Below are 12,738 nucleotides of genomic sequence, written 5' to 3'. Positions count from 1 at the left end.
CGGCGAGATCGTTTAACTGTGCGGTTTGCAGGTCATGTAGTATAACTACAAGAAAGCTACAGCCCGGCCCATCCTTCACTTGAGTCCTGTCCTTTGAATCTGTTGCAGCACATCGCCCAGTCACGCCATCTCTTGCGCAAGTCGGAGCTGAAAGTAGCCGATCACGTGCTGCTCGATCCGGCGGCCGTGATGCACAGCTCCATGGCCGATCTGGCGCATGCGGTCGGTATCAGCGAGCCGACCATCGTGCGTTTCTGTCGCGCCATTGGCTGCACCGGCTTTCAGGACCTGAAACTCAAGCTGGCGCAAAGCCTTGCCGCTGGCGCGAGCTTCGGGCAGTTCGCCATCCACGAAGACGACTCCGTCGCCGATTACAGCCTGAAGATTTTCGACACCACGCTGCACACGCTGATAGAAGTGCGCGAAAAGCTCGACCCCCATGCCTTGCAGGCGGCGGTGACGGTCATGGCGGCGGCGCATCGTGTCGAGTTCTACGGTTTCGGTGCATCGGGTGCGGTGGCGGCTGACGCCCAGCACAAGTTCTTCCGTCTGTTACTGACGGCAGCGTCTTACTCCGATCCCCACATGCAGGCGATGTCGGCTGTGACGCTCAAGCCTACGGACGTCGCGGTGTGTATTTCCCAGTCAGGTCGCTCAAAGGACCTGCTGATCACCGCCAATCTGGTGCGCGAAAGCGGCGCCAACCTGATCACCCTGTGTCCGAGTCAGACGCCACTGGCCGAGCTGTCCACGGTCAATCTCGCCATCGACGTGCACGAAGACACCGAAATCTATACGCCGCTGACCTCGCGTATTGCGCACCTGGTGGTCATTGATGTCCTGGCGATGGGCGTTGCAATGGCGCGCGGTCCAAGCCTGGTCAATCACCTGAAGAGCGTGAAGCGCAGCTTGCGCAGCCTGCGGTTGTCGCCGAAGTCGATCAAGTCGTCTGAAGATTGATCTGAACTCGCGTCGCGCCGAAACCTTCACCAACCTGTAACGCTTCCGACGTCTGATCGTCACCGCGTCCCGCCACTCTGTACTCCCGCACACGAATGGGAGACAGGATATGCCTCGGCACTACGATGACTCGCAGCAGCACAGCACCTCCACAAAGACTCGCCGTCAGCAGGAAGACCAGCGCCGCATGGCGTTCCGGCGTGCAATCGAAAGCCATTCCGAAGAACGCCGCCTGAATCAGGAGCTCTCAAGCTACCTGGACAGCGCCAGCGCCCATTTCTGGCAGAGCGCTAGCGCTTCGGAAGGTGGCCATCAAAGCGCGCGACCAGCTCGCTGATCTGAGTACGCTCTGTTCGGATGAATGAAAGGAACGCATGAGCCACCGGCGACAGACGTTTGTCCCGCGCCTGTACGACGCACCAGCTTCGGTACAGCGGTAATTCGGCCACTGGCAGCTCGATCAGCATGCCAGTGGCGAGTTCCAGGCTTAGCGCATGGCGCGTCAGCAGCGCGACGCCCAGCCCCGCAACCACGCATTCGCGCTGCGCTTCGGCCGAGGACACTTCCAGCGTGTGCTCGAAATGAATGCGCTTCTCCTTGAAATATTCTTCGCATGCCTTGCGCGTCCCCGAACCCTGTTCGCGAATCACCAGCGTTGCTGCCTCAAGATCCTTCAGCGTCGGATTGGGCAATAGCGTCAACGGATGGTCCGGCTGCGCCACGGCAACGGTCGGGTTATTCAGGAAGGGCAAAAACTCCAGGCCCATGTCCTGTGGGACCATCGACATGACGACCAGATCATCACGGTTATCCGACAGCCGCCGAATCACCTGCGCCCGATTGACGACCGTGAGGTTAAGCATGACTTCCGGGTATTTGCGCTTGAAGGCGGCGAACAGGTGGGGCACGAAATACTTGGCGCTGGATTCGATCGCCAGTTTGAGCTGCCCCTGCAGGGAGCCCTGCATGTCGGAGAGTTGCATGTCGAGGTTCTCCAGCCGACCGAAGATGTCACGACTGGCAAGCTGCAGCGCTTCGGCGGCTTCCGTGAGATAGAGTTTTTTACCCACGTATTCGAACAGCGGCTGGCCGACCAGCTCTTCCAGCTGACGCATCTGCAGGCTCACCGCCGGCTGGGTCAGCGACATTTCCTCAGCTGCGCGACTGTACGAGCGCAAATCACAAACCTCATTGAAGATCCGCAATTGACGCAATGTCATACGCATCAATGACTTACGCATTTCTACAGCCCTAGCCGTTTAGTTGATATCGGGAACTATAAGGTTTTGCTTATGGTTCACCCAATATTTACTCATTTTTGTTAATTGCTGATTCGTCATAGGGTGGCTTCACCTGCGAGCAACATGCAGTAACGGAATGTCGCGCGGTATTGGCCAGCCATCTGGTCCGTCTGCTAATCGGTCGAGGAAATACCAGTGATAAAAAAAATCCTGATCGCCAACCGTGGGGAAATCGCTGTTCGGATAGTGCGCGCTTGCGCCGAAATGGGCATCCGCTCGGTGGCGATCTATTCCGACGCGGACCGGCACGCGCTCCACGTGAAGCGTGCCGACGAAGCCTATGGCATCGGCTCGGATCCCCTCGAAGGCTATTTGAACCCGCGCAAGCTGGTGAACCTTGCCGTGGAAACTGGCTGCGACGCGTTGCACCCAGGCTACGGGTTTCTGTCGGAAAACGCAGAGCTGGCGGATATCTGCGCCGAACGAGGGATCAAGTTCATCGGCCCGTCCGCTGAAGTGATCCGCCGCATGGGCGACAAGACCGAAGCCCGCCGCAGCATGATCAAGGCCGGCGTGCCGGTGACGCCCGGCACGGAAGGCAACGTGGCCGACATCGCCGAAGCACTGGTTGAAGGCGATCGCATCGGTTACCCCGTCATGCTCAAAGCCACCTCGGGCGGCGGCGGGCGCGGCATTCGTCGCTGCAACAGCCGGGAAGAGCTGGAGCAGGCGTTTCCTCGAGTCATTTCCGAGGCCACCAAGGCATTCGGCAAGGCTGAGGTCTTTCTCGAAAAGTGCATCGTCAATCCCAAGCACATCGAAGCGCAGATCCTTGGCGACAGCTTCGGCAACGTCGTGCACCTGTTCGAGCGTGATTGCTCGATCCAGCGCCGCAACCAGAAGCTCATCGAAATCGCCCCAAGCCCGCAACTGACGCCGGAGCAGCGCGCCTACATCGGCGACCTGTCCGTGCGCGCCGCCAAGGCCGTGGGCTACGAGAACGCCGGCACCGTGGAGTTCCTGCTGGCCGAGGGCGAGGTGTACTTCATGGAGATGAACACCCGCGTACAGGTCGAGCACACGATCACCGAGGAAATCACCGGGATCGACATCGTCCGCGAGCAGATCCGCATCGCCTCGGGACTGCCGCTGTCGGTGAAGCAGGAAGACATCATCCATCGTGGTTTCGCGTTGCAGTTCCGCATCAACGCGGAAGACCCGAAGAACAACTTCCTGCCGAGCTTCGGCAAGATCACCCGTTACTACGCGCCCGGCGGCCCCGGCGTGCGCACCGATACGGCGATTTACACCGGCTACACCATTCCGCCGTATTACGACTCCATGTGCCTGAAGCTGATCGTCTGGGCGCTGACCTGGGAGGAGGCGATGGACCGCGGCCTGCGTGCGCTGGATGACATGCGTCTGCAAGGGGTGAAGACCACGGCCGCGTATTACCAGGAAATCCTGCGTAACCCGGAATTCCGCAGCGGCCAGTTCAATACCAGCTTCGTGGAGAGCCATCCCGAGCTCACCAATTACTCGATCAAGCGCAAACCCGAAGAGCTGGCCCTGGCCATCGCCGCCGCCATCGCTGCCCACGCGGGCTTATAAAAAGCCAGCTGCAAGCGCTAAGCCGCAAGCTGCAAGTTGAAGCCGATCCGCTGCGACTTGCCGCTTGTAGCTTGCCGCTTGAAGCTAAAAGGAGATCCGAACATGTCCAAGAAAATCTTCGTCACCGACACCATTTTGCGCGACGCCCACCAGTCTCTTTTGGCGACCCGCATGCGCACCGAGGACATGCTGCCGATCTGCGGCAAGCTCGACAAAGTCGGCTACTGGTCGCTGGAAGTGTGGGGCGGCGCGACCTTCGACGCCTGTGTGCGCTTTCTGAAGGAAGACCCGTGGGAGCGTTTGCGCCAGTTGCGCGCGGCGCTGCCCAACACGCGTCTGCAAATGCTGCTTCGCGGTCAGAACCTGCTGGGGTATCGCCACTACAGCGATGACGTGGTCAGGGCATTCGTCGCCAAGGCGGCGGACAACGGTATCGACGTGTTCCGCATCTTCGATGCCATGAACGACGTGCGCAATCTGCGGGTGGCGGTTGAAGCGGTGAAGGCTTCCGGAAAACATGCCCAAGGAACCATCGCGTACACCACCAGCCCGGTGCACACCATTGGCGCGTTTGTGGCGCAGGCCAAAGAGATGGAAGCGATGGGTTGTGATTCCGTCGCGATCAAGGACATGGCCGGTCTGCTGACTCCCTATGCCACGGGCGAGTTGGTCAAGGCGCTGAAGGCCGAGCAATCGCTGCCGGTGTTCATCCACTCCCACGACACGGCCGGCCTGGCCGCGATGTGCCAGTTGAAGGCCATCGAAAACGGTGCTGACCACATCGACACCGCGATCTCCAGTTTCGCCTGGGGTACCAGCCATCCGGGTACCGAGTCGATGGTCGCGGCCCTTAAAGGCAGCGAATTCGACACCGGCCTGGACCTGGAACTGCTGCAGGAAATCGGCCTGTATTTCTATGCGGTGCGCAAGAAGTATCACCAGTTCGAAAGCGAATTCACGGCGGTCGATACCCGCGTGCAGGTCAATCAAGTGCCGGGCGGCATGATCTCCAACCTCGCCAACCAGCTCAAAGAACAGGGTGCGTTGAACCGCATGGGCGAAGTGCTGGCCGAGATTCCGCGAGTGCGCAAAGACTTGGGCTACCCGCCGCTGGTGACGCCGACTTCACAGATCGTCGGCACCCAGGCGTTCTTCAACGTACTGGCCGGCGAGCGCTACAAAACCATCACCAACGAAGTGAAGCTTTACCTCACGGGCGGCTACGGCAAGGCGCCGGGGCAGGTGGACGAGACGCTGCGTCGTCAGGCCATCGGCAACGAAGAGCTGATCGACGTACGTCCGGCCGACCTGCTCAAGCCGGAGATGACCAAGCTGCGCGGCGAGATCGGCGCGCTGGCCACCAGCGAAGAAGACGTGCTGACCTACGCCATGTTCCCGGACATCGGGCGTAAGTTTCTCGAAGAACGTGCGGCGGGCACGCTGGCACCAGAGCCCCTGCTGCCGATTCCAGAGCCGGGCGCAGTGGCGAAGGCGGGCGGCGAGGGCGTCCCGACCGAATTCGTCATCGACGTTCACGGTGAAAGCTACCGCGTTGATATCACCGGTGTGGGCGTCAAGGCCGAGGGCAAGCGTCACTTCTATCTGTCCATCGACGGCATGCCGGAAGAAGTGGTGTTCGAGCCGCTCAATGAGTTTGTCGGCGGCGGCATCGGCAAGCGTGCTCAGGCCAGCAAACCGGGCCATGTCAGCACTTCGATGCCGGGCAATATCGTCGACGTGCTGGTGAAAGAGGGCGACAGCGTCCGCGCCGGTCAGGCAGTGCTGATCACCGAAGCGATGAAGATGGAGACCGAAGTTCAGGCGGCAGTCGCCGGCAAGGTCGTGGCCATCCATGTCGCGAAAGGCGATCGGGTTAACCCGGGCGAGATTCTGGTCGAGATCGAGGGCTGATAACCCACTGCATAGATAACAGCCTGCCGCGCACAGATGCGGCAGGCTGAACGGTTACCTCTGGGGGAGCTCTCGTGGCTCCTCTTTTTTTTGCTTCAGCCAAGCGTCTCCGGCTGTGGGACTCGACGCTCTCAGCGGTGGCGCAGTTGCTCCAGCGTCCTGATTTGCTCACCGTCCTGGAAGTTATCCACAGCCAGCCATGCTTCGAACGCCTGTTGTATTGCGGGCCATTTGCTGTCGATGATCGAGTACCAGGCCGTATCCCGATTCTGACCTTTGAACACGGAATGCTGACGGAAAGTGCCCTCGAAGCTGAATCCGAAGCGCTCCGCCGCACGCTTGGAACGGGCGTTGTTGGCGTTACATTTCCATTCCAGACGACGATTGCCCAGCGCGAAGGATTCCCTCGCCAGTAGGTAAACCGCTTCCGTTGCCTTGGGGGTGCGTTGCATTGAGGCGCCGAAGGTCACATGGCCAATTTCGATGCGGCCCGCGCTCGGGAAAATCGACATCAAGCCCAGAAAACCGTTGATGGCGCCGGTCTGTTGATCGATGACGGTGTAGAACCAAGGATCGGTCGAGCCTTCCAGTCCTGCGAGATAGTCATCGAATGCGCCGCGCTCTGGAAACGGGCCCACGAACAGGTAATCCCATAATTTGCGGTCTGCGGCCGGGCCTTCCAGTGCATCCCACAGCCCATCGCCATGGCGGGCGGCGTTCAATTTTTCCAGACGAATAAAGCGTCCTTGCAGTGTGCGGGTATTCGGCAGCTTGGCCGGTTGCCAGTTTTCAAGATCCGACATGTCGAGAGTCCCTGTCTTACAACGGTTTGCGAAATTGAATATAGCCCGGGCGCTCAGCGATGCGCTCGTAGAGCTGAATGGCGGTTGCGTTGGTCTCGTGGGTGAGCCAGTGGACTTTGTCGGCGCCGTCCCGTTTGGCGGTCGCGTAGACATATTCGATCAGCTGGCGGCCAATGCCCGTGCCGCGCTGTTCCGGCACCACCAGCAAGTCCTGCAAGTAGCAGGCATTGCTGATGCTCCAGTTGGAGCGGTGATAAATGAAATGCACCATGCCCACCGCCTTGCCGTCCTGCCAGGCGAGGGCGGCATTGGTGGGCTCGCTGCTGTCCAGAAACCGCTGCCAGGTGCTCTGTGAAACCGCATCGGCCAGCGTGCTTTTATAGAAGGTCAGATAGGCCTGCCACAACGGTAGCCAGGCGTCGTGATCTTCGGCGGTGACGGGACGGATGTGGAGGTCAGACACGCGGTGCTCCCTGGCTCATCAACTGAGCGATTTTCTGATCGGATGGGTCCTGGCTGAGTGCCAGGCCTTTGCTCACGCCGGCGATGTCTGCGGCGCTGCGGTTCTGGTTGAGCTTGCGTTTGCCTTCCAGCCGCTCGATAGGGATCGCGAAGCCGACGATGCCGTTGAGCATTTTTTCGATGTAATCGGCGGGTGCGTCGCTGACAGCCCAGGGCTCGGCGCGGCCGGCTTCGTGCTTGTCGGTCAGGCCGGTGACAATCCGCAACAGCCGCTCGGGATCGGTGAACACATCGGCACGGCCGTAGGCGTGCACCGCCAGGTAATTCCAGGTGGGCACCACTTTGCCGTGCTCGGCCTTGGCTGCGTAGAAGAACGGGCTGATGTAGGCGTCCGCCCCCTGGAAAATCAGCAGCGCTTCGGCGCCCGTTTCGAGGGCTTTCCATTGCGGATTGGCCTTGGCCAGATGCCCGTACAGAGTGCCTTGCGGACCCTGAGTCGGTTCGAGCAACAAGGGAATATGACTCGCCTGCAATCCGGTCTCGTCAAAAGTGACGAGTGTCGCCAGGCGCGTGGCCTCTATCTGCTCGTGGAGGCTGGCGAGGTCTTCGTCTTTGAAATAGCTGGGCGTGTACATGAGATTTTCCTTGGCGGCTGAGCCAATCCTAGGCAGCCTAATGGTTCGTTGTAAGAGCCATTAATGGTCTATCTCATAGGGCCAATCCCATGCACGCACCCACGCCCGCGCTGACGTTCGATTTCGCCGGCATTGAGCTGAACCGCCGCCATGGTCTTAGCCGCCAGCTCTATCAGACGCTGCGCGAGCGCATCCTCAACGGTCGCTTGTCCGGTGGCACGCGCTTGCCGGCGAGCCGGGATCTGGCGTTGTCCCTTGGCATCTCCCGCAACAGCGTGATGCGCGCTTATGACCAGCTTTACGCCGAAGGCTTTACCGAAAGCCGCGTCGGGGACGGCACTTACGTCGCACTGTTGAGAGAGAAACCGCCGGCTGCAAAAAAACTATCCACACACCTGTCCACAGGGTTATCACCATGCTTATCAACAGGTTTATCCACAAAACCCCTGATAATGGCGGCCGAATCGTCCAACAATGTTATCCACAGCACAGCAATGCATACGCTGGATCAGCATCATTTGCGGCCTCCCAAAAGCGGCCTGCCCAGGGCGTTTCGCACGGGTGTTCCGGCGTTTGATCTGTTCCCTTTCGACACGTGGGGCAAGCTCCACGCGGCTTTCTGGCGTAAGCCGGGCCTCCAGCATCTTGGCTACGGCGACCCGGCTGGCGAATGGCGGCTGCGGGAGCTGATCGCTGCCTATTTGAGGACTTCCCGCGACTTGCGCTGCGCACCTGAGCAAATTGTGATCACCAATGGCGCGCAGCAGGGGATTACCCTTTGTGCACAGCTGCTGCTGGAGCAGGGCGACGTGGTGGCGATCGAAAATCCGGGGTACCGCGCGGCCGGTCATGCCTTCGGGGTAGCTGGCGCCAGGTTGCAGGGCATGGCGGTTGACGACGAGGGCATGCGCAGTCCGGCTCTGGATGACTCAGGCTGCAAGTTGGCGTACGTGACGCCCTCACACCAATACCCGCTGGGCGTGACGATGAGTCTGGCTCGGCGGCTTGAACTGCTCGCGTGGGCCGAGCGCAATCAAAGCTGGATCGTCGAAGACGACTACGACGGCGAATACCGCTACAGCGGCGCCCCGCTGGCGCCGTTGGCAGCGCTGGATCGCAGCGGTCGCGTGCTGTACGTCGGGACATTCGGCAAGGTCGCATTTCCGGCGCTGCGCCTGGGTTATCTGGTGTTGCCGCGTAACCTGGTTGAGCCGTTCAGCCGGCGCCGGGCCGTGGACATGCGTCATTCCGAGGTGGGCACGCAGATGGTCATGGCCGAGTTCATCGCAGCGGGTCACTTTCAGCGGCACATCCGCCGCATGCGCCGAGCTGCCTTGAGCCGACGCGACGCATTGCTGGCCGGCTGGCCCCAGGAGCTTGCGGGTTGCAGCCCGATGATCAAGCCCGTTGCAGGGCTGCATGTGACCGTCGCAGTGGATACGTTAGAGCGTGAAACGGAACTGGTCGCCAAGGCAGAAAATGTCGGCGTCGAGGTCGCGCCGTTGAGTGAGTATTGGCTGCCGGGGTCAGAGACGCCGGTGGATGATCGGGCCGGTCTGGTACTCGGCTTTGCAGCGGTGCCTGAGGCCGATATCGCCTCGGCGCTGGGGCGATTACGAAGTGCATGGCGGGTTTGATCTTGGTGAACCCGTTGGCGGCCTGGCGCGTCATCCAGCAGGCACCGGCGTATACTCGCGCCCATCGCAATCCTTCTTCGAGATACGCCCATGAGTCTTCCTCTCTCCGCGGCGCCGCAGCGCAAGCTCGGCGCGCCGCTGATCGCCTTCCTCTTCTTGGTGATCGGCGCTCTGTTTCTGCAATCCGCCGTTGGCGGCAGGCAAGTGCTGTTGCTGATCGTTGGCGCGGCGCTGGGCCTCACGCTCTATCACGCCGCCTTCGGCTTCACATCGGCCTGGCGGGTATTCATCAACGAGCGGCGCGGCGCCGGCTTGCGCGCGCAGATGGTGATGCTGGCCGTCGCGGTGGTGCTGTTCTTCCCCGCGCTGGGTGCCGGTACGCTGTTCGGCACGCCGGTCACCGGCCTTGTGGCCCCGGCGGGCGTGTCGGTTGTCTTCGGCGCCTTCATCTTTGGCATCGGCATGCAAATGGGCGGCGGCTGTGCGTCCGGCACGTTGTTCACCGTCGGCGGCGGCAATGCGCGGATGCTCGTGACCTTGCTGTTCTTCATCATTGGCTCGCTGATCGCCACGCATCACGTCGACTGGTGGTTCTCGTTGCCGTCGTTCCCCGCCACTTCCATCGTTAAAACCTTCGGCGTGGTCCCTGCGTTGCTGATGAGCCTGGCGCTGTTTGCGATCATTGCCCTTGTCACCGTCAAGCTGGAAAAGCGTCGGCACGGACAGCTGGAAGCGGCCGTCACCAGCGAGCATGTTGGCGTGCGCCGTTTCTTTCGCGGGCCGTGGCCGCTGGTGTGGGGCGCGGTCGGCTTGGCGCTGCTCAACTACGCCACGCTGGCATTGGCGGGTCGCCCCTGGGGGATCACTTCGGCCTTCGCGCTGTGGAGTGCGAAAGTCGCCGGTGGTCTGGGGGTGGACGTGGGCAGTTGGCCGTTCTGGCAGATGCCAGCGAATGCCAAGGCGCTGACCGCGCCGGTGTGGGAGGACATCACCACCGTCATGGACATCGGCATCATGTTGGGTGCGGCAGTGGCGGCAGGCCTTGCAGGACGATTCGCACCGAGTCTGAAAATCCCGACGCGCTCGTTGATCGCTGCAGTGATTGGCGGGCTGTTGCTGGGTTACGGTTCGCGCCTGGCGTACGGCTGCAACATTGGCGCGTACTTCAGCGGGATCGCCTCAGGCAGCCTGCACGGCTGGCTCTGGCTGGTCGCTGCCTTTGCGGGCAACGCAGTGGGTGTGCGGATTCGGCCTATATTCTTTGAGGGCGAGCGTCGGCCTGCTGTTTTGACAGGGTGCTGATCGAGTGATTTGAAGGAGGGAGGACGCTTGCCCGCGAGGTGCGGGCAAGCGCTCTTACACAGGATTAACCGGCGATTTGCTCCTTCGCCAGCTTGGCGATGTTTTCCGCCGTGAATCCATACTTGGCCTGCAGCTTCTCGATCGGGGCCGACGCACCGAAGGTGTTCATCACAACCTTCGCGCCGGTCTGGCCGACATACCGATCCCAGCCCACCGGCCCCGCCTGTTCCACCACCACCCTGGCTTTCACATCCGGCGGCAGCACGCCGTCGCGATAGGCCTTGTCCTGATCCTCGAACAATTCCCAGCTCGGCATCGACACCACTCGCGCCGCAACCCCTTCGGCTTTGAGCGTCTCGAACGCTTCGACGGTCATACCGACCTCGCTGCCAGTGGCGATCAAGATCACGTCCACTTTGCCTTCTACCGCATCGGCCAGCACGTACGCGCCTTTAGTCAGGCCCTCGGCGGCGGCGTATTTCGAGCGATCAAGGGTCGGCAACGGCTGACGCGAGAGCACCAGGCAGGACGGTCTGCTGGTTTGCGCCAGCGCTATTTTCCAGGCTTCGGCCGTTTCGTTGGCATCGCCCGGACGAATCGTCAGCACACCGGGTGTTGCCCGCAGCTGAGTCAGTTGCTCGATGGGCTGGTGTGTCGGGCCGTCTTCGCCGACGCCGATGGAGTCATGGGTAAAGACGAAAATAACCGGCAATTCCATGATCGACGCCAGACGAATCGGCGGCTTCATGTAATCGCTGAAGACCAGAAACGTCGAGGTGTACGGGCGGATATAGGACAGGGCCAAGCCGTTCGCGATTGAGCCCATGGCATGTTCGCGGATACCGAAGTGCAGGTTTCGACCGCTGTAATTGCCCGCCTCAAAGCTACCGGCTCCGTCGAACGTCAGATTGGTTTTGGTCGACGGCGAAAGGTCTGCGGAGCCACCGATCAGCCAAGGAATCTGCTCGGCGAAGGCGTTCAGCACTTTGCCACCGGACGCGCGGGAGGCAATGCCTTTGGCGTCGGCTTCAAAATTCATCTGCTTGTCTTGCCAGCCTTCGGGCATCTCACCGGCACGCATGCGCTTGAGCTGATCGGCGAGGTCGGGCTGGTCCTTTTCAAACTGGTTGAAGGTCTCAAGCCAGGCGTCGTAATCGCCGCCGCTACGTTCCAGCAGCGCATCCCGCAGGTAATGGCGAGCGTCTTCCGGCACCAGGAAGCTGCTGTTTTCATCCCAGCCGTAGGCTTTTTTGGTCAGCTTAATTTCGTCATCGCCCAGCGGTTCGCCGTGGGCGGCAGACGTATTGTGTTTGTTGGGCGAGCCAAAGCCGATGACGCTATCGACCACGATCAGGGTTGGTGCATCGCTGGTTTGCTGAAAGGTCTGCAGCGCTTTTGCCAGCGCACTGGCGTCATTGGCGTCTTTGACGTGCAGGGTTTTCCAGCCGTAGCCCTCGAAACGCTTCTGCACATCGTCGCTGTAAGCCAGCTCGGTATGACCTTCGATGCTGATGGTGTTGTTGTCGTAAATCCAGCACAGGTTAGACAGCTTCAAATGACCGGCAAGTGAGGCGGCTTCTGCGGTTACGCCTTCCATCATGTCGCCGTCGCCGCAGAGCACGTAAACGTTGTAATCGAACAGCGTCGCGCCCGGCGTGTTGAAGTGTTCGCCCAGCCAGCGCTCGCCCATCGCCATCCCGACGCTATTCGCGCAACCCTGACCCAGCGGGCCAGTGGTGGTCTCCACGCCGGTGGTCATGCGGTATTCGGGGTGGCCCGGGGTTTTGGAGTCCATCTGGCGAAACTGCTTGATGTCCTCAAGGCTCACCGCAGGTTTGCCCGATGGCTTGCCGTGCTCGTCGATCTCGATCACACCGGCCAGGTGCAGCAGTGAATAAAGCAGCATTGAAGCGTGACCGACCGATAGCACGAAGCGGTCGCGGTTTGGCCAGTCAGGGTGTTCCGGGTGGTAGCGCAGGAAATCTTTCCACAGCGTGTAGCCCACAGGGGCAAGCGCCATCGGCGTGCCGGGGTGCCCGGAATTGGCTTTTTGCACCGCATCCATGGCCAGGGTGCGAATGGTGTTGATGGTCAGTTGGTCGCGGTCGGTGTGCGGCGTAAACGTGCGCACTGCGCCTGATCGTTCGGTGGAGTGAGAGTTGGCAGACGAGCTCAT

Annotated in this window: 11 protein-coding genes; 6 read left to right on the top strand and 5 right to left on the bottom strand. The window is 60.9% G+C overall.

Annotation, left to right across the window (positions count from 1 at the left end):
* Positions 1 to 93: 93 nt before the first annotated feature.
* Positions 94 to 960: a transcriptional regulator HexR gene (gene hexR, locus ACYASU_RS24020; RefSeq protein ID WP_065988147.1), complete on the top strand. Its 867-nt coding sequence runs from the start codon at positions 94 to 96 to the stop codon at positions 958 to 960.
* A 109-nt stretch (positions 961 to 1,069) separates the two neighbouring features.
* Positions 1,070 to 1,297, top strand: coding sequence for a PA3496 family putative envelope integrity protein (locus ACYASU_RS24015; RefSeq protein WP_463584319.1), 228 nt, complete (start codon positions 1,070 to 1,072; stop codon positions 1,295 to 1,297).
* On the opposite strand, the gene ACYASU_RS24010 is transcribed toward ACYASU_RS24015, so the two are convergent.
* Complete coding sequence (locus ACYASU_RS24010; RefSeq protein WP_463584318.1) at positions 1,251 to 2,201, bottom strand: LysR family transcriptional regulator; 951 nt, start codon at positions 2,199 to 2,201, stop codon at positions 1,251 to 1,253. The genes ACYASU_RS24015 and ACYASU_RS24010 overlap by 47 nt on opposite strands.
* 195 nt (positions 2,202 to 2,396) lie before the next feature.
* On the opposite strand from ACYASU_RS24010, the gene ACYASU_RS24005 reads away from it, so the two are divergent.
* Positions 2,397 to 3,812 (top strand): acetyl-CoA carboxylase biotin carboxylase subunit, encoded by a 1,416-nt coding sequence (locus ACYASU_RS24005; protein ID WP_369305065.1) that lies wholly within the window; start codon positions 2,397 to 2,399, stop codon positions 3,810 to 3,812.
* Between the two features lie 102 nt (positions 3,813 to 3,914).
* Positions 3,915 to 5,723 (top strand): sodium-extruding oxaloacetate decarboxylase subunit alpha, encoded by a 1,809-nt coding sequence (gene oadA, locus ACYASU_RS24000; RefSeq protein WP_463584317.1) that lies wholly within the window; start codon positions 3,915 to 3,917, stop codon positions 5,721 to 5,723.
* Between the two features lie 131 nt (positions 5,724 to 5,854).
* On the opposite strand, the gene ACYASU_RS23995 is transcribed toward oadA, so the two are convergent.
* The 3 genes from ACYASU_RS23995 to ACYASU_RS23985 are packed head-to-tail and all read right to left on the bottom strand — an operon-like array spanning position 5,855 to position 7,623.
* The gene (locus ACYASU_RS23995) at positions 5,855 to 6,526 is read right to left on the bottom strand and encodes a GNAT family N-acetyltransferase (RefSeq protein ID WP_463584316.1); all 672 of its coding nucleotides are present in this window, start codon (positions 6,524 to 6,526) and stop codon (positions 5,855 to 5,857) included.
* Positions 6,527 to 6,542: 16 nt separating this feature from the next.
* Positions 6,543 to 6,989: a GNAT family N-acetyltransferase gene (locus tag ACYASU_RS23990; protein WP_463584315.1), complete on the bottom strand. Its 447-nt coding sequence runs from the start codon at positions 6,987 to 6,989 to the stop codon at positions 6,543 to 6,545.
* Positions 6,982 to 7,623, bottom strand: a complete 642-nt coding sequence (locus ACYASU_RS23985) for an FMN-binding negative transcriptional regulator (protein WP_463584314.1) — start codon at positions 7,621 to 7,623, stop codon at positions 6,982 to 6,984. The genes ACYASU_RS23990 and ACYASU_RS23985 overlap by 8 nt, the downstream gene beginning before the upstream one ends.
* Positions 7,624 to 7,712: 89 nt before the next feature.
* On the opposite strand from ACYASU_RS23985, the gene pdxR reads away from it, so the two are divergent.
* Complete coding sequence (pdxR, locus tag ACYASU_RS23980) at positions 7,713 to 9,260, top strand: MocR-like pyridoxine biosynthesis transcription factor PdxR (RefSeq protein WP_463584313.1); 1,548 nt, start codon at positions 7,713 to 7,715, stop codon at positions 9,258 to 9,260.
* 90 nt (positions 9,261 to 9,350) lie between these two features.
* Positions 9,351 to 10,562, top strand: coding sequence for a YeeE/YedE family protein (locus ACYASU_RS23975; protein WP_463584312.1), 1,212 nt, complete (start codon positions 9,351 to 9,353; stop codon positions 10,560 to 10,562).
* Between the two features lie 64 nt (positions 10,563 to 10,626).
* On the opposite strand, the gene tkt is transcribed toward ACYASU_RS23975, so the two are convergent.
* Entirely contained in the window at positions 10,627 to 12,738 is a 2,112-nt protein-coding gene (tkt, locus tag ACYASU_RS23970) for a transketolase (protein WP_463584311.1), read from the bottom strand.

The sequence above is a fragment of the Pseudomonas sp. HP_12 genome, from assembly GCF_055283955.1.
Note: the sequence above shows the minus strand (reverse complement) of the source record. Positions and strands in the feature narration are given on the sequence as shown.